25 protein-coding genes and 2 pseudogenes are annotated in these 25,914 nt (G+C 70.4%); 18 read left to right on the top strand and 9 right to left on the bottom strand.

Going from position 1 to position 25,914, the window contains the following annotated elements:
* The first annotated feature begins 4 nt into the window (after positions 1 to 4).
* From PV734_RS16425 to PV734_RS16405, 5 genes are all read left to right on the top strand, one after another.
* Positions 5 to 925: an amidohydrolase family protein gene (locus PV734_RS16425; protein ID WP_319290037.1), complete on the top strand. Its 921-nt coding sequence runs from the start codon at positions 5 to 7 to the stop codon at positions 923 to 925.
* Positions 916 to 1,656, top strand: coding sequence for a (Fe-S)-binding protein (locus PV734_RS16420; protein WP_319097658.1), 741 nt, complete (start codon positions 916 to 918; stop codon positions 1,654 to 1,656). The genes PV734_RS16425 and PV734_RS16420 overlap by 10 nt, the downstream gene beginning before the upstream one ends.
* Entirely contained in the window at positions 1,653 to 3,137 is a 1,485-nt protein-coding gene (locus PV734_RS16415) for a LutB/LldF family L-lactate oxidation iron-sulfur protein (RefSeq protein WP_319290035.1), read from the top strand. Before PV734_RS16420 ends, PV734_RS16415 begins: the two co-directional genes overlap by 4 nt.
* Positions 3,134 to 3,769, top strand: coding sequence for a LutC/YkgG family protein (locus PV734_RS16410; protein WP_319097655.1), 636 nt, complete (start codon positions 3,134 to 3,136; stop codon positions 3,767 to 3,769). The genes PV734_RS16415 and PV734_RS16410 overlap by 4 nt, the downstream gene beginning before the upstream one ends.
* Positions 3,770 to 3,924: 155 nt before the next feature.
* Positions 3,925 to 4,470 (top strand): YceI family protein, encoded by a 546-nt coding sequence (locus PV734_RS16405; protein WP_319097653.1) that lies wholly within the window; start codon positions 3,925 to 3,927, stop codon positions 4,468 to 4,470.
* Between the two features lie 262 nt (positions 4,471 to 4,732).
* On the opposite strand, the gene PV734_RS16400 is transcribed toward PV734_RS16405, so the two are convergent.
* From PV734_RS16400 to PV734_RS16375, 6 genes and pseudogenes are all read right to left on the bottom strand, one after another.
* Positions 4,733 to 5,719, bottom strand: a complete 987-nt coding sequence (locus PV734_RS16400) for an AMP-binding protein (protein WP_319097652.1) — start codon at positions 5,717 to 5,719, stop codon at positions 4,733 to 4,735.
* A gap of 211 nt (positions 5,720 to 5,930) precedes the next feature.
* Positions 5,931 to 6,281 (bottom strand): annotated as a pseudogene (locus PV734_RS16395) (FAD-dependent monooxygenase); the annotation flags it as partial.
* Between the two features lie 16 nt (positions 6,282 to 6,297).
* Entirely contained in the window at positions 6,298 to 7,020 is a 723-nt protein-coding gene (locus PV734_RS16390; protein ID WP_319290033.1) for a maleylpyruvate isomerase family mycothiol-dependent enzyme, read from the bottom strand.
* Positions 7,017 to 7,541: a fumarylacetoacetate hydrolase family protein gene (locus tag PV734_RS16385; protein WP_319097650.1), complete on the bottom strand. Its 525-nt coding sequence runs from the start codon at positions 7,539 to 7,541 to the stop codon at positions 7,017 to 7,019. The genes PV734_RS16390 and PV734_RS16385 overlap by 4 nt, the downstream gene beginning before the upstream one ends.
* A 204-nt stretch (positions 7,542 to 7,745) precedes the next feature.
* The gene (locus tag PV734_RS16380) at positions 7,746 to 8,858 is read right to left on the bottom strand and encodes an alcohol dehydrogenase catalytic domain-containing protein (RefSeq protein WP_319290031.1); all 1,113 of its coding nucleotides are present in this window, start codon (positions 8,856 to 8,858) and stop codon (positions 7,746 to 7,748) included.
* Positions 8,855 to 9,751, bottom strand: a complete 897-nt coding sequence (locus tag PV734_RS16375) for a fumarylacetoacetate hydrolase family protein (protein ID WP_319097647.1) — start codon at positions 9,749 to 9,751, stop codon at positions 8,855 to 8,857. Before PV734_RS16375 ends, PV734_RS16380 begins: the two co-directional genes overlap by 4 nt.
* A 124-nt stretch (positions 9,752 to 9,875) precedes the next feature.
* Between PV734_RS16375 and PV734_RS16370 the strand changes: the two genes are divergently transcribed.
* Together PV734_RS16370 and PV734_RS16365 are read left to right on the top strand one after the other, a co-directional pair.
* A complete protein-coding gene (locus PV734_RS16370; protein WP_319097646.1) occupies positions 9,876 to 10,658 on the top strand; it encodes a GntR family transcriptional regulator in 783 nt (260 codons plus the stop codon).
* Positions 10,659 to 10,788: 130 nt separating this feature from the next.
* Complete coding sequence (locus tag PV734_RS16365) at positions 10,789 to 11,703, top strand: VOC family protein (protein WP_319097645.1); 915 nt, start codon at positions 10,789 to 10,791, stop codon at positions 11,701 to 11,703.
* Between the two features lie 267 nt (positions 11,704 to 11,970).
* Here the strand turns inward: PV734_RS16365 and PV734_RS16360 are convergent, their stop codons facing one another.
* From PV734_RS16360 to PV734_RS16350, 3 genes are all read right to left on the bottom strand, one after another.
* The gene (locus PV734_RS16360; protein ID WP_319290029.1) at positions 11,971 to 13,152 is read right to left on the bottom strand and encodes an adenosylhomocysteinase; all 1,182 of its coding nucleotides are present in this window, start codon (positions 13,150 to 13,152) and stop codon (positions 11,971 to 11,973) included.
* 283 nt (positions 13,153 to 13,435) lie between these two features.
* On the bottom strand, positions 13,436 to 15,016 hold the full coding sequence (gene paaZ, locus PV734_RS16355) for a phenylacetic acid degradation bifunctional protein PaaZ (RefSeq protein WP_319290026.1): 1,581 nt from the start codon (positions 15,014 to 15,016) through the stop codon (positions 13,436 to 13,438).
* A gap of 49 nt (positions 15,017 to 15,065) precedes the next feature.
* Positions 15,066 to 15,950, bottom strand: a complete 885-nt coding sequence (locus tag PV734_RS16350; RefSeq protein ID WP_319097642.1) for a VOC family protein — start codon at positions 15,948 to 15,950, stop codon at positions 15,066 to 15,068.
* A gap of 81 nt (positions 15,951 to 16,031) precedes the next feature.
* Between PV734_RS16350 and PV734_RS16345 the strand changes: the two genes are divergently transcribed.
* From PV734_RS16345 to PV734_RS16295, 11 genes and pseudogenes are all read left to right on the top strand, one after another.
* Entirely contained in the window at positions 16,032 to 16,610 is a 579-nt protein-coding gene (locus tag PV734_RS16345) for a carboxymuconolactone decarboxylase family protein (RefSeq protein WP_319097641.1), read from the top strand.
* Positions 16,607 to 17,455: a fumarylacetoacetate hydrolase family protein gene (locus PV734_RS16340; RefSeq protein WP_319097640.1), complete on the top strand. Its 849-nt coding sequence runs from the start codon at positions 16,607 to 16,609 to the stop codon at positions 17,453 to 17,455. The genes PV734_RS16345 and PV734_RS16340 overlap by 4 nt, the downstream gene beginning before the upstream one ends.
* A 21-nt stretch (positions 17,456 to 17,476) precedes the next feature.
* Entirely contained in the window at positions 17,477 to 18,019 is a 543-nt protein-coding gene (locus PV734_RS16335; RefSeq protein ID WP_319097639.1) for a MarR family transcriptional regulator, read from the top strand.
* A 126-nt stretch (positions 18,020 to 18,145) separates the two neighbouring features.
* Positions 18,146 to 18,676, top strand: a complete 531-nt coding sequence (locus tag PV734_RS16330) for a cupin domain-containing protein (protein ID WP_319097638.1) — start codon at positions 18,146 to 18,148, stop codon at positions 18,674 to 18,676.
* A complete protein-coding gene (locus PV734_RS16325) occupies positions 18,673 to 19,896 on the top strand; it encodes a cytochrome P450 (RefSeq protein ID WP_319290024.1) in 1,224 nt (407 codons plus the stop codon). Before PV734_RS16330 ends, PV734_RS16325 begins: the two co-directional genes overlap by 4 nt.
* A gap of 23 nt (positions 19,897 to 19,919) precedes the next feature.
* Positions 19,920 to 20,243, top strand: a complete 324-nt coding sequence (locus PV734_RS16320) for a 2Fe-2S iron-sulfur cluster-binding protein (RefSeq protein WP_319097636.1) — start codon at positions 19,920 to 19,922, stop codon at positions 20,241 to 20,243.
* A complete protein-coding gene (locus PV734_RS16315; RefSeq protein ID WP_319097635.1) occupies positions 20,240 to 21,481 on the top strand; it encodes an NAD(P)/FAD-dependent oxidoreductase in 1,242 nt (413 codons plus the stop codon). Before PV734_RS16320 ends, PV734_RS16315 begins: the two co-directional genes overlap by 4 nt.
* Positions 21,478 to 22,929 carry a class I adenylate-forming enzyme family protein gene (locus tag PV734_RS16310; RefSeq protein WP_319097634.1) on the top strand — a complete coding sequence of 484 codons (1,452 nt, stop codon included), beginning with the start codon at positions 21,478 to 21,480 and terminating at the stop codon, positions 22,927 to 22,929. The genes PV734_RS16315 and PV734_RS16310 overlap by 4 nt, the downstream gene beginning before the upstream one ends.
* Positions 22,930 to 23,009: 80 nt before the next feature.
* On the top strand, positions 23,010 to 24,131 hold the full coding sequence (locus PV734_RS16305; protein ID WP_319097633.1) for an alcohol dehydrogenase catalytic domain-containing protein: 1,122 nt from the start codon (positions 23,010 to 23,012) through the stop codon (positions 24,129 to 24,131).
* Between the two features lie 96 nt (positions 24,132 to 24,227).
* Positions 24,228 to 25,421, top strand: coding sequence for an acyl-CoA dehydrogenase family protein (locus PV734_RS16300; protein ID WP_319097632.1), 1,194 nt, complete (start codon positions 24,228 to 24,230; stop codon positions 25,419 to 25,421).
* Positions 25,379 to 25,784 (top strand): annotated as a pseudogene (locus tag PV734_RS16295) (S-(hydroxymethyl)mycothiol dehydrogenase); the annotation flags it as partial. The gene PV734_RS16300 and the pseudogene PV734_RS16295, both read left to right, overlap by 43 nt.
* Between the last annotated feature and the right edge of the window lie 130 nt (positions 25,785 to 25,914).

Genomic DNA, 25,914 nt, shown 5'->3' with positions numbered 1-25,914 from the left:
CGCCATGGACACGGAGGACACGGAGGCGAACACCGCTGAGGGTGTCATCGACGCACACCACCACGTGTGGGACCTCTCCGTCCGCGACCAGGACTGGATCACCGGACCCGAACTCGCCCCGCTGCGCAGCGACTTCGCGCTCGCCGACCTGGAGCCCGAGGCTCGTGCCGCAGGTGTCAGCGCGACGGTCCTGGTCCAGACGATCGACGTTCCGCAGGAGACGCCCGAGTTCCTGGCCCTGGCCCGGGACAGCGACCTGGTGGCCGGCGTCGTGGGCTGGACCGACCTGACCTCCCCGGATGTCGCCCACGCACTCGCTGCACTGCGGGAGGGTCCGGGCGGCGAGTACCTGGTCGGCATCCGCCACCAGGTGCAGGGTGAGGCAGATCCCCGCTGGCTGGTACGGCCCGACGTACTGCGCGGACTCGCCGCCGTGGCCGGGACGGGGCTCGTGTACGACCTGGTCGTCAGGCCCCACCAGCTCGCGGCGGCTCATGAGGCCGCCCAACTGCTTCCCGGCCTCACCTTCGTACTCGATCACGCGGGCAAACCCCCCATCGCCTCGGGCGAGTTGCGGCCGTGGGCGGACGCGGTGCGCCTGCTGGCCTCGCTGCCCAACACCGTCTGCAAGCTCTCCGGCCTGGTGACCGAGGCCGACTGGGACCGGTGGAGTGTCGAGGATCTACGGCCGTACGCGGACACGGTGCTGGACGCTTTCGGACCGCGGCGGCTGATGTTCGGATCCGACTGGCCTGTCTGCCGCCTGGCCGCCACCTACCCCGAAGTCGTCTCCGCAGCAAGGGAGTTGACGGCCGCACTCCGTCCCGCCGAACGCCACGAGGTCTTCAACCGAACCGCCCTGCGGACCTACGGCCTGACCGTCACCGGCTCCTCCCGAGCCGCTCAGGAAGCACCATGCGCATAGCTCTCTTCATCACCTGCTTCAACGACATGATGTTCCCCAGCACCGGCCGCGCGGTGACCGAACTGCTCGAACGGCTCGGCCACACCGTGGAGTTCCCGCAGGGCCAGACCTGCTGCGGTCAGATGCACTTCAACACCGGCTACCGCCCCGAGACCCTGCCCATGGTGCGCCGTTTCGCGGAGGTCTTCGCGGGTTACGACGCCGTGGTCACTCCTTCGGGCTCCTGCGCGGGCATGGTGCGCGACCAACACCGTCTGGTGGCCGCCCAGTTGGGGGACCCCGCGCTCACCGAGGCGGTCGAGCGGGTGGTGCCGACGGTGTACGAGCTGTCGGAACTCCTCGTCGACGTCCTCGGCGTCACCGACGTCGGCGCCCACTTTCCGCACCGGGTCACCTACCACCCGACCTGCCACTCCCTGCGCATGCTGCGGGTCGGCGACCGGCCGCTCAGGCTGCTGCGCGCGGTGAAGGGCATCGATCTGGTCGAACTGCCCGCCGCCGAGTCCTGTTGCGGCTTCGGCGGCACCTTCGCGCTGAAGAACGCGGACGTGTCCAACGCGATGCTGGCCGACAAGATGCGCCATGTCCTGGACACCGGCGCCGAGTACCTGTGCGCGGGCGACAACTCCTGCCTGACGCACATCGGCGGCGGCCTGTCCCGGCTGCGCACCGGCGTCGGCACGATGCACCTGGCCGAGATCCTGGCCTCCACGGAAGGGAACGTACGGTGAGCGGCGCCGACAACGTCGTATGGCTGGGCACCCCGGCCTTCCCCGAGGCGGCGCGTGCCGCGCTCGCCGACACCCGGCTGCGCGCGAACCTGCGCCGGGCCACCGGCACCATCCGGGACAGGCGGCTGGCGGTCGTCGCCGAACTCGACGACTGGGAGGACCTTCGGGAGACCGCGGCGGCGGTCAAGCGCCGCACCCTGCGTCACCTCGACCGCCATCTCCTGCGGCTGGAGGAGACGGTGACCGCAGCCGGCGGCACGGTCCACTGGGCGACGGACGCGGCCGAGGCGAACGCCATTGTCACGCGGCTGGTGCGGGCGACCGGCGAGAGCGAGGTCGTCAAGGTCAAGTCGATGGCGACCCAGGAGATCGGCCTCAACGAGGCGCTCGCCGAAGCGGGCATCCGCGCCTACGAGACCGATCTCGCCGAACTGATCGTGCAGTTGGGCAGGGACCGGCCCTCGCACATCCTCGTACCGGCCATCCACCGGGGCCGCTCCGAGATCCGCGAGATCTTCCGCCGGGAGATGGGGGAGTGGGGCCGGTCGGCCCCCGAGGGACTCACCGACGACCCGCGCGACCTGGCCGAGGCGGCCCGGCTCCATCTGCGGGAGAAGTTCCTGCGGGCCAAAGTGGCCGTCTCCGGAGCCAACTTCGCCGCCGCCGACACCGGAACGGTGGTGGTCGTGGAGTCCGAGGGCAACGGGCGGATGTGCCTGACGCTGCCGGAGACCCTGATCACCGTCATGGGCATCGAGAAGGTCCTGCCCTCCTTCGCCGACCTGGACGTCTTCCTGCAGCTGCTGCCCCGCTCGTCCACGGGCGAGCGCATGAACCCGTACACCTCGCTGTGGACCGGCGTCACAGAGGGAGACGGGCCGCAGGACTTCCACCTGGTCCTCCTCGACAACGGCCGCACCGCGACCCTGGCCGACGAGGTGGGCCGCCAGGCCCTGTCCTGCATCCGCTGCTCGGCCTGCCTGAACGTGTGTCCGGTGTACGAGCGCACCGGCGGCCACGCCTACGGCTCGGTCTACCCCGGCCCGATCGGCGCTGTGCTCACCCCGCAGCTCGTCGGCGTGGAGAACGCGGCCTCGCTGCCCTTCGCGTCCACTCTGTGCGGGGCGTGTTACGACGCCTGCCCGGTCAAGATCGACATTCCCGAGGTGCTGGTCCATCTGCGGGCGAAGGCAGTGGAGGCCAAGCGTCGGGACCGCCTGCTGCCCACCCCCGAGGCGCTCGTAATGAAGGCCGCAGGTGTGGTGCTGTCCTCCCCGAGGCGGTTGGCGGCGCTCCAGCGACTCGCCGTCCTGGGCAGCCGTCTGGTGGCCCGCGACGGTCGGATCGGAGTTCTGCCCGGCCCGTTCGCTCGCTGGTCGGGCACCCGTGACACCCCCGCGCCGGCCCGCGAGTCCCTGCGCGCCTGGTGGCGACGGACGAGAGAAGAAGACCGTACGACGACGGAAGGGAAGGGCCGATGAGCGGCCGCGACACCGTACTGCGCGACATCCGGAGCGCGCTGGCCGACGTGCCGGGCCCTGAGAGCCCCGACAGCGACCCCGTCCCGCACGATCCCCGCTCCCAGCAGGCGGGACCGGACGTCGTCGAGCTGTTTGTCGAACGTGCCGCCGACTACCGAGCCACCGTCGTCCGCGTTCCGGCGTCCGACGCCGTGGCCGCCGTGGCCCGCGCGCTGACCCGCACCGGAGCGACATCCGTTGTGGTGCCGCCGGGTTTCCCCGAAGACCTGGTACCCGCAGGGCCCTGGTCCCGGCTGGAGGACAGCCCCCCGCTGACGGTCCGGCAGCTCGATACGGCGGACGCCGTGCTCACCACCGTCGCCGCGGCGATCGCCCTCACCGGCACGATCGTCCTCGACAGCGGGCCCGGACAAGGACGCCGCGCGCTGACCCTGCTGCCGGACCAACATGTCTGCGTGATCAGGGCCGACCAGATCACCGCCGACGTACCCGAGGTGATGAGCCTGCTCGTCCCGCGCCGACCACTGACCTTGATCTCCGGTCCCTCGGCCACCAGCGACATCGAACTGGACCGTGTGGAGGGCGTGCACGGACCGCGAACGCTCGACATCGTCGTGATCGCGGACGAGTAGGTGTGGAACCCGAAACCCTCCATGGACGCATCCAATATGTGGATGCACTTTGCGGTGAGCGCGACTCGGTAGTGACATAAGTCCGTGGTGGATTCTCTAAGTGGATACACTTGTGGTCCGTCTGTGCCCAGCCTGCTTACCGAGAGGAATCCCCCATGGAATGGAAGATCGACCCCGCCCACTCGTCCGTCGAGTTCTCAGTCCGGTATCTCGTGTCGACCATCCACGGCCGCTTCACCGGTCTGCGCGGCCCGGTCCGGCTCACGGACGTCGCTGAGGGCGAGACACCCGAACTGGTCTCCTTCGAGGCCGACTTCGACGTCACGAGTGTCGAGAGCGGGGCACCGCTGCGCGACAAGCACATCAAGGGCGAGGAGATTCTCGACGCGGCCACTCACCCCGAGGCCACGGTGCGCCTCGTCTCCTTGAGCAAGGACGTGGCGTCGAAGTACCTGATGACGGTCGAACTCACCCTGCGCGGCATCACCCGCGCAGTCGACCTCGTGGCCGACACCGCAGGCCCGTTGCCCGATGCCTACGGTGTCCCGCGCGTCGGCGCCACCGCCACCGGGCGGCTCAAGCGCGGGGACTTCGGCATCTCCGCCTTCCAGGGCTTCATATCCGACGACATCGAGTTCACCGTCAACGTCCAGGCTGTGCCGGCCTCGGTGCCCGACGAGCAGCTGCCGCCGGCCAAGTAACCGGCCCGAAGCGCCCTGGGATCACCTCATGAGCCCGTCGGCCGGTCACCAGGGCGCGTTGACAGGGTGTCCGGCTCCTGGGCGCGGGCCCACGAGGAGAGCGAGGAACATGAGGCGTTGCTGCGGACGCTGCGGGCCAAGGACGTGGTCGTGACCTTGGCCCGGGCAGGCGGTCGCCCGCCATCTGGCGCGGACGGCGTTGAGCGGGCCGGCGGACGTGGCGCCGAAGTACGAGCCGACCGTCACCCGTACCGCACCGCGCTCAGTTGTTGTCGGACGCGCCCTGGACCGGAGTCGTCCGCCGCGCCGACGTCTCCTCCGGGTCGCCCCGGACCAGCTCCCGCAGGGCCTTCTTGTCGATCTTGCCGACCTTGGTCAGGGGCAACTCATCGACGATCAGGAGATGTTCGGGCAGCTTGTAGCGGGCCACCTCCATTCCGGTGAGGGCCGTACGAACCGTCTCCAGTGTCAGTTCGGCCCCTTGCTCGGTGACCACCACGGCGCACACCCGCTCGCCGAGTTCCGGATCCGGCTGTGCCACGGCGGCGACACGGGAGACGCCTGGCAGGCGGTAGACGAGGTTCTCGACCTCCTCGGCGGAGATCTTCTCGCCGCCACGGTTGATGAGGTCCTTGTCCCGGCCCTCGACGACCAGATTGCCCGAAGGGAGCAGCCGCACGATGTCTCCCGTGCGGTACCAGCCGTCGCCGGTGAAGGCCCGGGCGTTGTGTTCCGCGGCCCGGTAGTAGCCCCGGGGAGTGTACGGGCCGCGGGTGAGCAGAGCTCCCATGTCACCGGGCGCCACGGGGGAGTCCGACGCGTCGACGACGAGGATCTCGTCGTCGGGACACATCGGACGGCCCTGGGTGGTGATCCTCAGTTCCTCGGAGTCGTCCAGACCTGTGTAGTTGAGCAGGCCCTCCGCCATGCCGAAGACCTGCTGCAGAGTGCAGCCCAGAACAGGCTCGACGCGGCGGGCGACCTCGGGGGCCAGGCGGGCGCCGCCGACCTGGAGCAGCCTCAGCGCGGCCGGGGCGGGGTGCCGGCCCGCGGCGACGGCGTCGATCCACCGCTGGGTGACCGCGGGAACGGCGGCCGTCGCCGTCACGCCTTCGGCGGTCATGAGCGGCAGCACCTTGTCGGGATCGGGAGTGCGGCACAGCACGACCCGGCCACCGCACATCAGCGCGCCCAGGATGCCGGGGCAGGCGAGGGGGAAGTTGTGCCCGGCGGCTGATCGGGTATGCATGAGCGGCGAACACCCCGTGCGGACCGTCCTGATGGACGAAGGTGAGCCCGTCGAACATGTACGGCGTCCCGAACCAGATGAACTTGGCGGTCGCCACATCGGTGCTGGGGCCGAAGTCCTCGGCGAACAGCTCCCGGAAGCGGCTGTTGGCGCCGTCGCAGACCACCACCAGGTCGAAGTCGTCCAGCTCCGCCGGATCGCTGATCTCGTGCTGGAAGCGCATGGTCACGCCCTCGGCGCGGGCGTGGTGCTGCAGCAGGCTGAGCAGCGTCCTGCGGACCACCGCCGCCATGCCCATGCCCCCGACCCGCTCCCGGGCGCCGTGGACGCGGACCTCGATCTCGTCCCAGTGCCGGCCGTGTTTCTCCAGTGCTTCGCTCAGTACCGGATCGGCCGCGTCGATGGCGTCCAGGGTGGCGTCGGAGAAGACGACACCGAAGCCGAAGGTGTCTTCGGGGCGGTTGCGTTCGAACACGACCACCTCCGCGCCCGGCCGGTTCCGCTTGAGCAGCGTGGCGAAGAACAGTCCTCCCGGTCCGCCGCCGATGCAGGCAACTCTCATCGTGCTTCCTCCGGTCTCACAGCCACGCGGGCAGCTTCGGTAGGGATCCTCGGGCACCGCGGAGCGGGCCGGACACGGGTCGCCCGGTCGCGTAGGCCGCCAGGCTGGGCAGGTCGCCACAGACCACGGCCGGGCACATGGTGCCGGGAGCACCCAGAACCCAGGTCCGGCCGCTGTTCCCGGCCTGCAGCCTGACGGGCGGGAAGTCCGTACGGGTGTGGAAGGTGCCGGCCACGTCGTCGATGAGGGCCGCGCACACCTCGCGGGGGATCGCGGCGAACGAGGTACCCGCGGCGAGGTCGACGGCGTGTACCCAGACCTCCCGCAGGCGCATCCAAGGCACCTCGGAGGCAAGCACCCGGCGTCCCCGTGCCGTCCGTACGACCTCTTCCCAGGCCTCGTCCGGCAGGGTGTCGAACGCCAGGGCGAGCCGTTCATGTGCCGTGCGCAGGTCCGTGCGCAGGTCCGCGACCGGCTGGGCGGCGCCGGCCTCGATCTCCTCGGCCCTGTGCTCGGCGTCGGCGTACATGGGAGTCACCACCCCGGTACGCGCCCACGCCACCAGATTGCCGATCGCGTCGGCGTTGCGGGCCACATGGGCGACGACGTGGGCGCGGTTCCAGCCCGGCAGCCGCGAGGGCTGTGCGAAGTCCGGGTCGGTCAGCCCCTGGACCACGGCCTCGAAGGCGGCCGTGCCCTCGGCAACCCACGCGAGAATGGCGTCCGGGCGTCCGCTCACCGGGACTCCCGTCGGCAGGTGTTGCGGCACTCGCCGAGCCCCTCGATCCGGGTGACCAGGACCGAACCGTCCTGTAGGTAGCGGGCGGGCTTACGGGCGTGCCCCACGCCGCCCGGAGTGCCGGTGGCGATCACATCGCCGGGGACGAGCGTGATGATCTCCGACAGGTAGGCGACAAGTGCGGCCGGGTCGAAGACGAGGTCACCGGTGTCCGCCTTCTGGACGGTGTCGCCGTCCACCTCGCAGCTCAGAGCCAGGCCCTCGGCGGCGACGGCGGGATCGTCGGCCGTCACCAGCCAGGGACCGATGGGAGTGGTGTCCTCGAAGGTCTTGCCCTGGTGCCACTCGATCGGCAGCAGGTCCGACCATCGCCACAGGTGTGCGACGGCGGCGGGCTGCGGGGTCGTCGGCATGAGGTCGTCGCGCTGGGTCCAGAGTGGAATGAGCCCCGCGTCCTCAAAGTCTGCATACAGTTCTTCGAGCAGCTTCTGTTCCACGTACTCATCGACGGTTTGGGACATGGGCCATCTCCAGTTGAGGCGCTGGGGAGGTGATTGACATCAGCATGAAGTGTGTGCAGTTATGTCATCGAGGTCGACATTACGTGCTCGTTTCGCTAAGGGGAATCGCCGCGAGTGTAGATTCCTCTATGCGGAATTCTTCCCGTCCGGCCAGCGAGGCCGCGTCCGAACAACCGTGGCCTCGCGATCGGTTCGGCCGCGCGATCAGGTCCAGTGCTCGGACCCGAGGACGAGCGCGACGCGACCCACGTTGCTGTCCTCCTCCAGGTAGCGGTGGGCGTCGGAGGCCCGGGAGATCGGGAACGTCCGGTCGACCACCGCACGAAATCCCCGGTCGACCTCCGACCACAGCGCCGTACACGCCGCGGCGTTTCCGGTACGCACGCCCAGCACCCGCTGGCAGTTCGAGTACAGCCGCAGCAGATCCAGCCGTACCTTGCCGCCGAGGAACGCGCCGGAGGTGACCACGGTGCCGCCGCGGCCCAGTACGTCCAGCGAGGCGTCCCAGATCGCCGGGTCGCCCAGGTTGTCGACCACTATGTCCACGCCCGCGCCGTCGGTCGCCTCACTTACCTGCTCGGCGAAGTCCGCGCCGGTGGCGTCGAGAACGACGTCCGCGCCCGCCGCGGCCGGCGCCTCACGCTTGTCGGCCGAGCGTGAGGTGGCGATCACCCGGGCGCCCAGGTGCCGGGCGAGGGCGGCGGTCGTGGAACCGAGCGCGGAGGCCGCTCCCTGCACCAGGACCCACTGCCCAGGGCGCAGCCCGGCCTGTGAGAGCTGGTTGGCGCCGACGGCGCCGACCAGGGCAAGCGCGGCCACCATGTCGGGGGAGATTCCCTCGGGAACCCGGTGGACGTTGCGAGCCGGCGCCACACAGAACTCGGCGTAGGCCCCTGGCCGGTGTGTGCCTATGAGAGACAGGGAGGGACAGGCCTCCTCCCGCCCCGCGACACACTGCGGACAGGCGCCGCACGTGATGACCGGGAACACCGCGACGCGATCACCGACCCGGACGGAGTCCACGTCCGGTCCGACCGCCGCGACGGTTCCGGCATGGTCCGCTCCGAGGATGTGGGGGAGCCGGAAGTGAGCGTAGGGATGCTTGCCGGAACGCGCGGCCAGGTCCAGCAGACGTCCGATGCTGACGGCCGCGACCTGGACCAGCACCTCCCCGGGCCCGGGGCACGGGGTGGCGACGACTGCCTGTTCCAGGACGTCGGGCGGACCGAAGGCGCGGAAGACGACGGCCCGCATCGTGGCGCCGACGGCGACGGGTTCGGGCCAGGTGGGCGAGGTGTGGGTCAGAGCGCTGTTCATGGCGCGACCACCGTGTTGTGCAGACGACCGACGTGCTCGATCTCGACCACGACCTCGTCTCCGGCCGCCAGGAACTCACCCCGGGGCAGTCCGCACCCGGCCGGTGTGCCGGTGAGGATCAGGTCTCCCGGTTCGAGGCTGGTGAGCCGGCTCGCCGCGGCGACGACCTCGGCGACCGGGACCATCATTTGGCGCGTGCTGGAGTCCTGTTTGACGACCCCGTTGACCGTGAGCCGGATCCGCAGGTCCTGCGGGTCGGGGATCTGCCACGCCGGGACGAGCCCTGGGCCGATCGGGCAGAAACCGTCCTGGCCCTTGTGGCCGAGCCAGTCGTAGGTGAAGGGCGACGCCACCGGCAGTTTCGCGGTCAACCGGTCACGGGCCGAGATGTCGTTGGCGGCCACATATCCGGCGACATGGGCGAGGGCCTCTCCCGTGGTGAGGTCACGGCCCGGACGGCCGATGACGACGCCGAGTTCGGCTTCCCAGTCCACCCGTGCCCCCTCATAGGCCGGCAGGCGCACCGGGTCACCCGGACCGGTGACCGTCGTCGTCGGCGGCTTGAGGAAGAAGAACGGGTCACCGAGTTCCGTCGGCCGTTCTATGCCCATCTCGGCGATGTGGTCCCAGTAGTTGGCCCCGGCGCACAGCACCTTTCCGGGGTAGGTCAGCGGAGCGGCCAACCGCGCCCCGCAGACCGGAGCGGCCTGCTGCGGGGACCAGTCCAGCAGTGCCGGCACCCACTTGTCCCAGTGGCGCAGTACATCGAGGAGGGACAGCCCCGCGAAGTCGGCGGGCCCCTCGTACACGTCGTCTCCGGCCAGGATGCCCACGGCCGGGCGTTCCGTCGCACTGTCGCGGTACTGCACCAGCGACCAGTCGGGCAACGTCATCGTTTCCTCCACTGTGCGGCCCCGCGGAGACCAGCAAGGGCATGTGTATACACATTACGCCCGCCAGAGTAGGCTCTCGACAGCGTGATGGCCAGGTTCGGAAGGGCCCGAAGAGGAGACGAGGGTGCGGACTGTGGACGGGGCGGACGTTTCGGAGCAGCTCCCTGGAGTGTCGCGGCCGGTCATCTCGCATCCCCGGCGTACGAGCGTCGAGATCCACGACCATCTGCGGCGGCTGATCCTGGAAGGCGTCCTGCCCGTGGGATCGGAGCTGCGGCAGGCGGAGCTGGCCCGCAGGTTCGAGGTCAGTCGAACCCCGCTGCGCGAGGCGTTCCGGATGCTCCAGGAGGAGGGTCTGATTGATGCCGACATCAACCACCGCGCCCGGGTCGCCGGGCTGGACGCGGCGGATCTGGACTGTCTGTACGCGGCCCGGATCGCTCTGGAGAGCGTGGGGGTGCGGCTGAGTGCGGGGCGGCTCACGCGTTCGGAGGTGCAGGAGGCGTCCGCCCAGCTCCATGACATGGACAGGGCCGAAGTGGGCGGGGATCCGCCGGCCTGGCACGAGGCGCACCGCATGTTCCACCGGCTGCTCGTCGTGCGCTGCACCCCCTCGGTCCTGCGGACGATCACGTCGTACGCGGAGCGCAGTGAGCGCTATGTGCGGGCTGCCCAGGCCCGGCGCCCGGACGCCTTCGTGCGGCGCCGTCAGGAGCACTACGACCTGTTCACCGCCGTCGTGGCGGGGCAGGCCGAACGGGCGGCGCGGCTGAGTGCGCGGCATCTGGCGCGGACGGCCGGCTGGGTCCTCGGCGACCTCGCCCCCGACCGTGCCTCGCACGATGTCGCGCAGGCCCTGGCCATGGTGTGCGGGCCCGAGGCCGTCCCCGATGGTGAGGCGGCCTGAGGTCCCCAAGTCTGCTCCGAGGTGCGGATTCTCGGGGAGCCTCTGGACTTCACGGCCACTAGGTGTACACACTTGTTGCGGAGTCGGTTGCAGGGACGCACGCCGGCGCCGAAATCCCGAGGAGTAACACATGCTGCGTGTGAAAGGCCTTGTGCACTACGGGCTCCAGGTTCCCTCCCTGGACGTGGGCGAGAGCTTCTACCGGACCTTCGGCCTGGAGACGACCGAGCGCGGCAGTTCCGTGGTGGTCCGATGCGAGGGACGTGAGCAGGACCAGACGGTTCTCGTCGAGGGGCCGGTGAAGAGGCTCCATCATGTCGCTTTCGCTGTGGAGGAGGGCTCGCTTCCGGAGTGGCGGCGCCATCTGGAGGGGCTGGGGGTGAGGCTGGTCGACGGGCCGGCCGAATTCGCCGAAGGACTGTGGTTGCGCGATCACGAGGGCAACCTGATCAACCTGCGTGACGAGCGGCTCGCGCCGTGGCGCGACTTCGGCACGACCGACGCCCACGACGTCAACTTCGGCGACCGGATCCGGCGTGTCGACCAGGCTCGATGGCTCAACGCCGACGAGGCGCCCAAGCCCCGTCGGCTGGGACACATGCTGATCTTCAGCTCGGACCTGGACGCGTCCGAGGCCTTCTACGCCCGCACGCTCGGACTGCGTCTGTCCGACCGCATCCGGGGAATGGCCACCTTCATGAACTCCGGCCCCGGAGACCACCACGTCTTCGGATTCGTACCCGGCACACACCCCGGCCTGCACCACTCCAGCTGGGAGGTCGCCGACATCGACCAGATCGCGATGGGCGCCCGGGCCATGGCGGCGGCCGGGCATCAGCGGGGCTGGGGGCTGGGCCGGCACACCCTCGGTTCCAATCTCTTCCACTACGTCAGGGACCCGTGGGGCAGCTGGATCGAGTACTCCAGCGACATGGACCGCATCACGGAGAACTGGAAGGCGAACGACTGGGACTGTCCGCCGGCCGTCTGGAGTCCGGAGATGCCCGCGGACTTCATCGTGAACCAGGAGGAGAAGCTGTTCTGAGCCGCTTCGCGGACGGTTTGTGAAGCGGGGTACGGCTCGGGCCTGCCCCGCTTCGTCGTGACCGGAGTCCGCTCACGGCCCTGCCTCCGCCTCGGGTCCGGTTCGGCAGAGGGGCGGCACGAGGATCCTGACCGTCCCACGATCGGCGCTCCGGCCGATGGCGGCCATTGGGGGCCCTCGACAAGGGCGGACCCACCTGCCCGGGGACGGCCGGGCAGGTGAGGTTCTGGTCGCCGTATGCCGACGTATGCCGCCGTATGCGGGAACTCAGATACGGGACAGGGTGGCGACCAGGTCGGCGGCGACCTGCCGGTCCACGGGCGCCGGCACGGCCTGGACACCGGACGCGAGCGACACGTCGTCACCGGTGGCGATCGCGGCGAGGCTGCGCGCCTGCAGGGTGAGGCCGAGGTCCATGGCCTCGATGGGATTGCCCTTGGCGGCGGTCAGGTTGATCATCTTGGTGTCCGCGAGGATCACGATCTCGCGGCCGTCGTGCAGACGGTGCACGGCGCGTTCCTGTCCGCTGGGTCCGGAGCGCCGTACGGAGGCCGTGTGCTCGGCGAGCGCGTTCGCGTCCAGTTCCCAGGGCATGTGTCCGACACCTGCGACGACGGCCCCGTCCCGCAGGGCCCCGAGCTCCGCCGCACCGATGACACCGGGATGGCCGGTGGCCAGGAACAGGAACCTGGTACGCGGGAGCAGGTCGACGAGTTCGCCGACCTGGTGGCCCGCCATCACGGCCTCCAGCGCACGATAGGGGTCCGTGTCGGCGACCGAGACGCGTGCGCCGAGGTGGGCGAGGGTGTCGGCGACGCCCCGTCCGCAGGGGCCGTAGCCGACCACGGTGGCGTGGGCCCCCGGGATCATGAGGTTGGTGGCGTTCATGAAGCCCTGGACGACGCTCTGGCCGACACCGAACTCGTTCTCCACGAGCAGCTTGAGCCGACTGTCGTTGATGACGATCACCGGGAAGTCCGGCTGCGCCTCCCAGGAGCGGATGCGCAGGCCGCCGGTCGTGGTCTCCTCGGTGGCGCCGGTGAGACCGGGCAGGCCGCCACGGGCGAGAACGCCCTCGATCAGGTCGGCGCCGTTGTCGAGGATGAGGTCGGGCTGTGCGTCCAGGACCCGCGCGATGTTCTCGCCGTGCTGGGCGAGGTCGTCGGAACGGTGGCCGACGACGGTGACGCCGTGGTCGCGCAGCGCGTCCGCCGTGTCCTCCTGAGTGGTGCCGGGGGACCCGGTGAGGACGATCTCGGCGCCGGCCTGGGCGAGGTATCCGACCAGCACGGCGGTCTTGGGTTCGATGTGCAGGCAGATGCCGATCCGGCGGCCCGCGAACGCCGCCGCGTGCGTCCGCATGGTGGCTGCCAGCATCGGCATGTGGCGGGCGGCCCACCGGGTGCCGTCGTGCGGGATCGGGAAGTGGGCAGGGGAGAACTGGGACATGGCGAAGTTCCTTGGCTGTGGAGGACGAGGACAGGGCACCTTGGGTGCCGTGGAGCCGGAGTCGAGGGCATACGTGTGCCCTCGACGTCGGGTGCCTCGTCAGCCGTAGAACTCGCTGCGGAAGGAGTGGTCGCCGAAGATCCACAGGTGGCGGCTCCCGTGACTCGTGTTCATGGGGACCTCCTCTCCGTGATCTGGCGGACGCAGAACTCTGCTCCTCCGAGTCAAGTTATACGCATAACTTGGGTGAGACAAGACGTGTGCCCGTCCGGCCCACAAGACGTCAGGCGTCGTCCGAAGGTGAGGACGACGGGGTGCTCCGCAGCCAGTCGAGAACCCGTGGCGATGCCTGCAGCGCCGTGCGCTGCATCAGTTCCACGACACCACGGGTGCCCGCCATCTCCGATCCGCCGCCGGCCCGGCCGGGACCCCCGTGCTTCAGGGCCGGAAGCGGCGATCCGTGGCCGGTGGTCTGCGCCATGTTCGTCGAGTCCAGCAGGTGCAGTCGCCCGTGCCAGGGGGCCGCATCCCGGACGAAGGCGGTCGTCCAGGCCAGGTCGTCGCCGACGACAGAGGCCACGAGGCTGCCCCGGCCGCGCGCCACCAGGTCCGTCGCGTGGGCCGTGTCGCGGTACGCCAGCACGGTCGCGGCCGGTCCGAACGGCTCCACCTCGTGCGGTGCGGCGGCGTCCGGGTCGGCGGAGACGAGGAGGGTGTCGAGGAACGCCCCCCGATCGGGGTCGGCGTCGATCAGGCGCACCTTCTCGGGGTCGCCGTGCACGAAACGTCCGGACCGGGCGATCTTCCGCACGGCCTGTCGTACGTCGTCGCGCTGGGCGAGGCTGACGACAGGCCCCATCCGCACACCCTCCGCGGCGGGGTTCCCGATGGTGACCACGGCGAGCTCGGAGGCGATCGCGTCGAGCGCCGCGGCCTCGTGCTCGCGGGGGACGAGGACGCGGCGGATCGCGGTGCACTTCTGGCCCGCCTTGACGGTCATCTCGGTCACCACCTCGCGCACGAACGCCTCGAACAGCGGGGAACCCGGGGTGACGTCCGGGGCCAGCACGATGGCGTTGACGGAGTCGGCCTCGGCGTTGAAGCGGACGGAACGGGCCACCAGGTCGGGGTGTGTGCGCAGCGTCGCGGCCGTGGCGGCGGAGCCGGTGAAGGAGAGGACGTCCTGCTCGCCGAGCAGGCCGAGTGCCGGGCGCACCGAACCGACGACCATCTGCAGGGCCCCCGGCGGCAGGGCGCCGGCGTCGGTGACGATCCGGACGAGGTGCTCGGTGAGGTACGCGGTCGGAGTGGCCGGCTTCACCACGCTGGGCATACCCGCCAGCAGCGCCTGGGCGAGCTTCTCCAGTGGCGCCCACACCGGGAAGTTGAAGGCGTTCACCTGAAGCATCAGGCCGGGGGATGGGCTGACGAGGTGGACACCCAGGAAGTCCTCGCCCCGGGCGAGGCGTTCGGCGGGGCCTTCCACGAGGTGGGGCGCGTCCGGCAGCTCGGTTCGGGCACGGGCCGCGTAGTCGCGCAGGACGCGGATGCCGCCGTCGACGTCGTGGCGGGCGTCGTTCAGGGTGGCTCCGGCGCGGATCGAGAGGGCGTACAGCTCGTCACGGCGGGCACGGACGGCCGTGGCGAGCGCGTCCAGGAGATCGGCCCGCTGGTGGAAGCTCAGTGCGCGCAACGTGGGGCCGCCGACGCGGCGCGCGTGGTCGAACGCGCCCGCGAGGTCCAGGCCCTGGGAGGAGACGCGGCAGACCGTCCCGCCGGTGACGGCGTCGTGCACGTCGACCGCCTTTGAACCGCCGGCGGACGGCGCGACCCAGATGTCCTGCAGATAGCTCTCGAGAAGCATGGGATACGGCCCGCTTTCTTTCGGAGGGGTCGAGAAACGCGAAGTCGGACTACGGGACCGGGTGATGACCCCAGACGTCGGCCGTGTACGTACGGCTGACCCAGGTGCTCTCGTCGACCTGTACGCCGCCCGCGCCGATCTCGATGCCGAAGCCGGCGGGCGAGGTCATGTAGAACGAGAACATCCCGTCGTTGGCGTGCTTGCCGAGCGTGGCCATGAGCTCGACGTCGTGCGCGCGCGTGCGGTCGAGGGCGCGGCCGACCTCCTCCGGGGTGGTCACCTCGCACAGGATGTGGTGGGTGCCCTCGTTCTTGTACGAACGGATGAAGGCGACGCTGTGGTGCCTCGGGTTGCAGCCGAGGAAGTAGAACGTGCCCCAGGGGTAGTCGGCGGTGTCGCTGAGCCGGAAGCCCAGGACGTCGCAGTAGAAGTCGACCGCCTCCTGGACGTGCGGCGTCTTCATCACGACGTGCCCGAGCCCCTGCTCGCCGGTCACGAAGTCGACGCCGAGCGGTGACACGAACTGGCTGGGGGCCAGACGTCGGCCGCAGAACAGCTCGGTGCGGATGCCGAGCGGGCCGCCGAAGTGCACCATGCGGGTCACCTGGCGGTCCAGGCACTCCTCCTCCGTGCCCGCAGTGACGTCGACGCCGGCCTCCTTGAGCCGTGCCGTCATCGCGTCGATCGCCGCCCCGTCCCGGACCTCCCAGCCGATGACTGTCACACCCCCGGTCTCCGCCTCGGTCAGCCACATGCGGAACGGATGCTGGTCCATCCGCAGGCGATAGCGCGCGGGCCCGGCGCCCGGGGTGGAGCCGCTGTCGGATGCGGCTCCGGGTTCGACCGCGAGGCCGATCACCGTGCGGGCGTACTCCGCCCACGCTGTCGGATCGGGCGCGCCGATCCCTACGTAACCAAGGCTCTGGATCGTCATACCGAGGACGATATTTGTTAGACCCTTGACGGTCAAGGCTCTGACTAATACGTTGACGTCATCGAGCCGAGGAGGACTCCGATGCCGGAGAAGCCCCGCCTGCAGCCCGTCGACGAGGCCGACCTGCAGGAGAAGACACTGGCGTCGCTGGCGCCCTACCGTGATCAGGACGGCCGGATCTACGCGATCTGGGCGACCCTGGCCCACCATGAGGACGCGCTGCGCCGCTATCTCGTCTTCAGTAACCACGTGCTGGGCAAGAACACCCTCCCCCTGAAGTCCCGGGAGCTGATGATCCTGCGGATCGCCGCCCGGGCGCAGGCCGCGTACGAGTGGGACCAGCACGTCCGTATCGCCCGCCGCGCGGGCCTCGCCGACGAGGTGATCCTGGCCGCCGCGACCGGCGCCTGGGACGGACTCGACGACCTCGACCGGGTACTGCTCACCACCACCGACTCGCTCGTCGACCGGCAGGGCGTCGACGACGAACTGTGGAACCGGCTGGCCGCGCGCCTGAGCACCGAGCAGGTCATCGACGTCCTCTACACCGTCGGCCAGTACCTGACCATCGCCACCGTCATCAACACGCTCGGCGTCCTGACGGAGGGCGACCTCGCGCTCCCCCTCCCGCGGCCCGACCAGAAGGAAGTGCCCGCATGAAGCTCGCCAACCTCGCCGGCCGTCCCGTCCTCGTGCGGGGCGACCGCGCCCTGGACATCGCGGACGCCAGCAAGGGTGCGATCGAGCCGCGCCTCGACGTCCTGTCCGACCTCTCCCTCCACGAGGAACTGCGCGCGCTCGCCGAGCGGGTCGACGAGGCGGACTGGAAGCCGTTCGAGCCGAGTGACCTGGGCCGCGTCGCCAAGCCGTACAAGGCGATCGGGGTGGCCCTCAACTACCGTGCGCACGCCGAGGAGTCCGGCCTCCCCGTGCCGGACGAGCCGTCGGTGTTCGCCAAGTTCGCCTCTTCCGTCGTCGGTCCCTACGACCGGATCGTCGTCGAGCCGCAGTTCGACAAGGTCGACTTCGAGGCCGAACTCGTCGTCGTCATGGGGAGGACGGGCAAGAACATCCCCGAGGCGGACGCATGGTCGTACGTCGCGGGCGTGACCGCCGGGCAGGACGTCAGCGACCGGCGGGAGCAGTGGCGCAAGCCGATCAACCAGTTCACGCTGCCGAAGTCCTACGACACCTTCAGCCCGATCGGTCCCTACCTGGTGACCGTCGACGAGTTCGAGGACCCGGACGACATCGAGGTGGCCGGCTGGGTCGACGACCTCGAAGTCCAGCGGGGCCGCACCTCGGACCTGATCTTCCCCGTGCCCGCGCTGATCGCCTGGCTGTCGAAGCGGGTGACGTTCGAGCCCGGTGACCTGATCTTCACGGGCACCCCGGCCGGCTGCGGTGTCCGTCGTACCCCGCGGCTGTACCTGACCGAGGGCAAGGTTCTGCGCACCGAGGTCACGGGCGTGGGCACTATGGTCAATCCGGTCGTCGCCGGCTAGGCAGAGGAAGGGCGGGAGACCGTGACGGACATCGTGCGCGAGACGGGGAGTGCCGGCGTGAGCCGGACCCGGGAGTTCTCGGAGTTGCTGCGCCACCACCATCGTGAGCTGGGCACGACCGATCCCCGCGACCTCGACGCGATCGAGATGGTCACCGACCTCACCCGCCTCGAAGCCCGGCTCACCAAGGACTTCGAGAAGCACGTCCACCGGCCGCTGGGCCTGACCTGGGCGGGCTTCCGGATCCTGAACGCCCTGTGGATCTACGGCGCGCTCGGCCAGCAGGACATCGGCCGGGTCTCCGGATCCACCCGCGCCAGCATCTCGAGCGCGCTGGCGACCCTGGAGAGCAGGGGTCTGGTCACCCGCGAGCGCGTCGAGTCCGACCGGCGCCAGCTGTTCGTCGAACTCACCCCGGAGGGCCGCGAGACGCTGCGACAGGCCATCGAGGCCCAGACGAAGCGGGAGCGGGCCTGGACCGGCGTACTCCGTGACGATCAGCTCAGTGAGCTGGTACATCTGCTGCGTACGCTGGTGAACCAGGAGACCCCGCCCGCGGAATGACCGGGCCCCGGGAAACCGGCCGCCCACCGACTCGTGCTCAAATCCGCCGGAGCGCGACCGCGAGAATAGTTAGAACCTTTACCGTCAAGCATCTAACAGTAGGTTGGTTTCTCAAGGGAGAGAATCATGACCCGTCGAGTCGTCACCGGTGTCAGCCCGAGCGGCAAGCCCGTGATCGTCAGCGACGGCGAGCCGCCGCGCACCAGTCGGTCCGTCCACACCCCCGGCTTCGCCCGCTCGCTCGTGTGGAACACGGCGGCTCCCGCTGTCCCGTCGGCCGATCCGACGGCATCCCTGCACTCCTTCGTACCCGCACCGGGCGAGACGGTCGCGCTCACCGTCACCTTCGCGCCCGCCAGTGTCTACGCCGACCCCGGCTGGGACCCGGCCGCCGCGGCGGCCGAGCAGCTGGAGTTCAGCCCCGGTCTCGCCGAGCTCTTCGAACCGGACAACCCGGGCATGCACACGACGCCCACCGTCGACTACGGCGTCGTGCTCTCCGGCGAGCTGGTCCTCGACCTCGACGGCGGCGAGACCGCCGTCCTGAAGCCCGGCGACATCGTCGTGCAGAACGCCACGCGCCACGCCTGGCGCAACAACGGCACCGAGCCCGCCACGGCGTTCTTCGTCCTGATGGGCGCGGGCGCCACCTCATGAGCACCGTGAAGACGGCGGCACCCGGCGCGCCCGTCGTCGAGCTGGACCTGGCCGAGCTGGGTAGGGACCCGTATCCCGCCTACGCCGAACTGCGCCGCACCGCACCGCTCGCCTGGGTCCCGTCCATCGGGCGCCACCTGCTGACCCGGTACGAGGACATCGTCCGCGCCGAGAAGCTGCCCGAGGTGTTCAGCTCCCGCGAGGACGGCTCGCTGCTGCTGCGCACGGTCGGCCCGAACATGCTCCGCGAGGACGACCCGGAGCATCGTCGGCTGCGGGCCGCCGCCGAGCCGCCGACCCGTCCCCGCCAGGTCCGCGACCTGTGGGCCGCGAGCTTCGAGCGCACCGCGCACGAACTGCTCGACCGCATCGCGGGCCACGGCGAGGCCGACCTCGTCGCCGACTTCGCCGAGCCGCTCGTCGCCACCAACCTGGCCCTGGTGCTGGGGCTGCGCAACGCGAGCGCCGACGACATCGCCGACTGGTCACGGGCGATGATGGCAGGCAACAGCAACTACGCCGACGACCCCGACATCTGGCTGCGCGCCGAACAGGCCACCCGTGCCATCGAGGACGCGGTGGCCCGGGCCGCCGAGGCCGCCCGGCACGAGCCCGACGGCTCGGTGATCTCCTCCATGGTCCACGCGGCCGAGCCGGTGGCACTCACCGAGATCCAGAACAACGTCAAGGTCATCATCGGCGGAGGCGTCAACGAGCCGCGTGACGTCTTCGGTGTCGGCGCCTGGGCGCTGCTGAACCGCCCCGAGGTGCTGAACCGGGTGCTCGCCGAGCCCTCCTCCTGGAAGCGGGTCTTCGAGGAGACGGCCCGCTGGGTCTCGCCGATCGGCATGTACCCGCGCCAGCTCACCCAGGACTACGAGATCGCCGGGGTGACCCTCCCCGCCGGCAGCCGCGTCGCCCTCGTCATCGCCTCCGGCAACCGGGACGAGTCGGTCTTCGAGCGGGCCGACGAGTTCGACCTGGACCGGCCGCACCGCCCTCACCTCGCGTTCGGCGGCGGACCGCACTTCTGCATGGGCGCATGGGTCGCGCGCCACGAGGTCAGCGCGATCGCCTGGCCCCTCGTCTTCAGCCGTCTGAAGGGACTGCGCCTCGCCGCAGGCGCAACAGCATCCGACAGCGGCTCCGCCGCGGGCCGCATGGACGGCTGGGTGTTCCGCGGACTCACCTCACTGAACGTCACCTGGCAAGCCCTCTGAGCCGTCCCCATCGGGAGAACCTCATGCCCACCGTCATCTTCCGGTCGCCCGACGGGACCGAACGCAAGGTCACCGCCGAGTCCGGGACCGTCCTCATGCAGGCCGCCGTCTCGAACGGCGTCGAGGGCATCGTCGCCGAGTGCGGAGGCAACGCCTCCTGCGCCACCTGCCACGTCTACGTCGCCGAGGACCGGTCCGAGCTGGTGGGGCCGCCCGGAGACATCGAGGACGAGATGCTGGACTTCACCGCCGCCGAACGCCGGCCCACCAGCCGACTCAGCTGCCAGATCCAGCTCTCCGACGCGCTCGAAGGCCTGGTCGTCCATGTGCCCGAGGAGCAGGTATGACGAACACAGCGGGCGTGGTCGTCGTCGGCGGCGGGCAGGCCGGGTTCAGTGTCGTCTCGACGCTGCGCGCATCCGGCTACGACGGTCCCGTCACCGTGTGCGCCGGGGAACCCCATCTGCCGTACCAGCGGCCGCCGTTGTCGAAGAAGGCACACACCGAGCCGAACGGCGTTCGCGTCGAACTGGTGCCGGAGTCCTTCTACGGCGAGCGGGACATCGACCTCCGACTCGGGGACGATGTGGTCGCCCTCGACACCGGGGCCCGCACGGTCCTCACCCGGGCCGGCACCCGTCTCTCCTACGACCACCTGGTGCTGGCCACGGGCGCCACCAACCGTCGGTTGCCCGTACCCGGCGCCGAGCTGGCCGGCGTCCACGCCCTGCGCTCCCTCGATGACGCCCTGACGATCGGACAGGCGCTGGAGACGGCCCGTGACGTGGTGGTCGTCGGCGGCGGGTTCATCGGTCTTGAGCTGGCCCGGGTCGCCCTGGCCCGCGGCACCCGCGTGACCGTCGTGGAACTGGCCGACCGGCTGCTGAGCCGGGCCGTGTCACCGGAGCTGGAACCGCGACTGCGGGAACGGCACGAGCGCGCCGGTGTCCGGGTGCTCACCGGGACCGCCGTACGGGCCCTCGAAGGCGCGGGACGGGTCGAGCGGGTCGTCACCTCTCACGGCGTTCTGCCCGCCGACCTGGTGGTCTACGGCATCGGAGCGGTTCCCAGGGACGGTCTCGCCCGGGAGGCCGGGCTGGCCGTGGACGACGGCGTGGTCGTGGACGAGCAGCTGCGCTCGGTCACCGATCCCCGGATCTCGGCTGTCGGGGACTGCGCCCGGCATCCGCATCCGCGCGCGGAGGGGCTGGTGCGGCTGGAGTCCGTGCAGAACGCCATCGACCAGGGGACGCTGGTGGGCCGTCGTATCGCGGGGTCACCTGCCTCGTACGAGAGCCTGCCGTGGTTCTGGAGCGACCAGGGCGACATCAGGCTGCAGATCGCCGGGCTGCGTTCCCCTTCCGACGAAGTGGTGCTGGTGCCGGGTGAATCGCCCGAGCGGCTGGCCGCCTACATGTTCCGGGCGGGCCGGCTCGTGGCTGTCGAGACGCTGAACTGGCCTGCCGAGCACCTGGCCGCCCGCCGACTGCTGGAGCGGCACACACCGGTGTCGGCCGCCGACCTGACCGGGACGACCCTCGGCGCGCTCGCCCGCGCCGGACGCACCGCGGAGGCAAGGACATGACCAGCACCTTCGGCGCGCACCTCGCCGTCAGCGCGGCCGAGGCCGGCCACCGGACCGCCCTCGTCTTCGATGACCGGACCTGGACCTACGCCGAACTCGACCTCGCGGTACGGCGCGCCATCGCCCGGCTCGACAAGTTCGGGGTGGGCAAGGGCGATCGGGTGGTGATGCAGGGGGCGGCCCGGCCCGAGGCGTTGATCACGCTGTTCGCGGTGACGCGTATGGGGGCGGTACTCGTGCCGCTGCACCCACAGACGACCGAGGGCGAACTCGCCGTCGTGTGCGAGGAGACCGGCCCGACGGCCCTGGTCGCCGACGAGGCGTTTCCTCCGGCCCCTGTTCTCCGCCTGGCCTGGGAGGAACTGCATCCCGAGGACGACGGACCCGAGGCGGTCGCGCACGCCACCCCGGACGGCTCCGACACCGCGATCATCGCGTTCACGTCCGGTACCTCCGGCCGTCCCAAGGGTGTGGCACTGACCCACGACAACCTGTACTGGAGCATGGTGGGCGGGCTGGCGCGGCTGCCCTTCGGCGCGGACGACACCGCGCTCGTCTCCACCCCGCTGGCGCATGTCGCCGTGCTGGGCGGCCTTCCGCAGTACACATGGGCGAGGCGCGGCACGGTGATCCTGGCCCCGCGCTTCGATCCGGACCTGTTCGTCGACCTGGTCCGAGACCACAAGGTCACCTGCGCCTTCGCCGTACCGGCCATGTCCGCCCTGCTGGCCCGCCACCCCCGGTTCGGCAGCGAGGACCTGGACACCCTGCGCTGGATCCTGTCCGGCGGCTCACCCGCCCAGACCGCCACCCGCGAGCAGTTCCGGGCACGCGGGGTCGGCGTGGTCAACTCCTACGGCCTGACCGAGACCGCGGCCGGGGTGACCTACTCCGCGCCCGACGAACCGGCCGCCTCCACCGGATCGCCCGTCCCGCAGATCGAGCTGCGGGTCGTGGACACCGCCGGATCAGCCGTTCCGGCGGACGTGGCCGGTGAGATCCGGGCGCGCGGGCCTTCGGTGGCGACCGAGTACTGGAGCGCCTCCGGGCCGGTGCCCGTGACCGACGAGGAGGGCTGGTTCCACACCGGTGACCGAGGGCTGTTCGACGCGGAGGGCAGGCTCTCGGTGGTCGGCCGACTCAAGGACACCATCATCACCGGCGGGGAGAACATCGATCCCGCCGAGGTCGAGAACGCGCTCGCCGACTTCCCGGGCGTCGTCGAAGTCGCGGTCTCCGGGACGCCGGACCCGGTCTGGGGCGAGCTGGTGACCGCCTTCCTGGTCACCGACTCCGGCGCCCCCACCCTGGACGACATCCGCGCCCACCTAGACGGCAGACTCGCCCGGCACAAGTGGCCGCGGCGGCTGTCCGTCGTACCCGCCCTGCCCCGTGGGGCCACCGGAAAGCTGCAGCGCGCGCGGCTGACGACGCTGCTGGACAACTGACGCACCCTTCCACAACTCCCAAAGACCGCGCCCCTGTTGGCGCTGTCTTCCCCAGTCGTACCCGAACCCGAGGAGACGCCATGAGTGCGACCATGCGAGCCGCGCGGATGCACGCCGTCGGCGAACCGATGAGAATCGACGAGGTTCCCCTTCCCGAGCCCGGCCCCGGTGACGTCCGCGTGGCCGTCCACGCCGTCAACATCGTTCCGAACCTCGCCAACATCCTGAACATGTGGACGACCTGGTTCCCGCACAGCCCCCTGCCGACCCTGCCGGCGATCTTCGGGCTCGACCCTGCGGGTGTGGTGGAGTCCGTCGGCGCGGGCGTCCAGGCGTTCAGACCGGGCGACCGGGTGTACGTCAACCCGGGCCGCTCCTGCGGGTCCTGTCGCTCCTGCCGCAGCGGCGACTCGATCAACTGCGCCAGCTACGCCTTCGCCGGATACTTCGGTTTCTCGTCGACCGCCCTGGACCTGCTCGACCGCTACCAGGGCGGCCTCGCCGAGTACATGGTGGCCCCCGCGTACAGCCTGGTGAAGCTGCCCGACTCGCTCTCCTTCGAGGCCGCCGCCCGCTTCGGCTACATCGGCACCATGTACTCGGCACTGCGCAAGGCCGAGGCAGGGCCCGGCAAGACGATCCTGATCAACGGCATCAGCGGCACCCTCGGCATCGCCGCCGCACTCCTCGCACCCGCCATGGGCCTCACCCGTGTGTACGGCACCGGCCGGGACAAGGCCCTGCTCGACCAGGTCGGCAAGCTCGCGGGCGGCCGGCTGCGCCTGCACTCCCTGGACGACGGCCCGCTCGACGACTGGATCCGCGAGGAGACCGACGGCTACGGCGTCGACATCTACATCGACGCCCTCGGTCCGGGTGCCCCGCACGAGACGTTCCGGGCGGGCATGCGGGCGATGGCACGCGGTGGCATCGCCGTCAACATCGGTGCCGTCGCCGGTGATCTGCCGATCGACATCCACCGGATGATGGACCAGCAGCTGCGCCTGATGGGCTCGGCCTGGTTCACCTCCGCCGAGGGCCAGACCATGGCCGACATGGCGGAGGCGGGCCTGCTGGACCTGAGCCCGTTGGAGCACCACGTGTACCCCCTGGACCAGGTCAACGAGGCCATCGGCGGGATCGCCGTGCGCAACGGGGGCTTCAGCAACTTCGTCATCAGCCCGGTCGCCGTCGCCTCCTGAGCGACCAGCGGTTTCCCACCAGTCGGAGGTCGCCGGTACTCCCCTGACCGGCGGCCTCCCCTCACCTCGTAACCTGCCGAACTCTGGAGACACCTGATGCACGCCCAGCACGGCCCACGCCCGGCCGACCCTCTCGACCTCGTCGAACTCGACAGCCTGCTGACCCCGGACGAGCGCGCCGTCCGCGATGCCGTCCGCACGTTCTGCGACCGGCGGGTGGATCCCCACATCGCCGAGTGGTTCGAGCAGGGCGTAATCGAGGACATCCGCGGCCTCACCAAGGAACTCGGCGAACTCGGCCTGCTGGGCATGCACTTGGAGGGTTACGGCTGCGCGGGCATGAGCGCCGTCGACTACGGTCTCGCCTGCCTCGAACTGGAGGCTTCCGACTCCGGACTGCGCTCCCTGGTATCGGTTCAGGGCTCGCTGGCCATGTACGCGATCCACGCCTTCGGCTCGGAGGAGCAGAAGGAGGAGTGGCTGCCCCGCCTCGCCGCCGGCACCGCCATCGGCTGCTTCGGACTCACCGAGCCCGATTCCGGATCCGACCCGGGCAGCATGCGCACCGCCGCCCGCCGCGACGGTGGGGGAGACTGGGTCCTCGACGGGCGCAAAATGTGGATCACCAACGGGTCGGTGGCCGACGTGGCCGTCGTCTGGGCCCGTACGGACGACGGCGTGCGCGGCTTCGTCGTGCCGACCGACACCCCGGGCTTCTCGACGACCGCGATCAAGCACAAGATGTCCCTGAGGGCCTCGGTGACCAGTGAACTCGTGCTGGACTCGGTACGGCTGCCCGAATCCGCCGTGCTGCCCGGGGTACGAGGGCTGCGCGGCCCACTGTCCTGCCTGAACGAGGCGCGATACGGCATCGCGTGGGGCGCGATGGGCGCCGCCCGGTCGGCTTTCCGGAGCGCGCTGGCCTACGCCGGCGACCGCGTCCAGTTCGACCGCCCGATCAGCTCCTTCCAGCTGACCCAGGCCAAACTCACCGACATGTCGGTGGAGTTGACCAAGGGCACGCTGCTCGCCTTCCACCTCGGCCGCATCAAGGACGACCGCGGACTCCGCCCCGAGCAGGTCAGCTACGGCAAGCTCAACAACACCCGTGCCGCGTTGGAGATCTGCCGCACCGCCCGGACGATCCTCGGCGCCAACGGCATCTCGTTGGAGTACCCGGTGATCCGGCACGCGAACAACCTGGAGTCGATCCTCACCTACGAGGGCACCGTGGAGATGCACACCCTGATGATCGGCCAGGCACTGACGGGCCAGGCGGCGTTCCGGTGAGCGATGCGCCGTCGCCGGGCATCCGCCGCGTCGCGGTCCTCAACTGGCGGACGGTGTACGGGAGTTGCCGGTCATGTCTGCGCGGACGACCTTGGTACTGCTTCAACACCCACAACGCCGGGCAGCGGATGACGCTCGCCGCGACCGGCCAGGAGCCGTCCCCGGTGCCGGGGGATCGGGGCGTTCGTGGAGAAGACGCTGGTCGCGGCGGGGCAGTGCACGAAGGTCGGTCCGTGGGTCTCGCCGCAGGTGGCCGGGCTGCTGGGCTGTGGCGTGATGGCCGGGATCGGTGCGTCGGTCAACACGGGGAGTGTCGGCCGCGGACACGGCGTGGCCGACCTGTTGCCCTCCGGATCGGTCGGCACATTCCACGGAACACCCCCTGGCCTATGCCGACCCGCCACGCACCGATCCCTGTCGAGTTCCGCGTGGTGAGAACGCCACGGGTCCTGGTTTGGGCGATGGGACTTTCTTGAGAACGTGGCAGGCCCGT

It is taken from the genome of Streptomyces sp. AK08-02 (assembly GCF_033795085.1).
Taxonomy (GTDB): Bacteria; Actinomycetota; Actinomycetes; order Streptomycetales; family Streptomycetaceae; genus Streptomyces; species Streptomyces echiniscabiei.
Note: the sequence above shows the minus strand (reverse complement) of the source record. Positions and strands in the feature narration are given on the sequence as shown.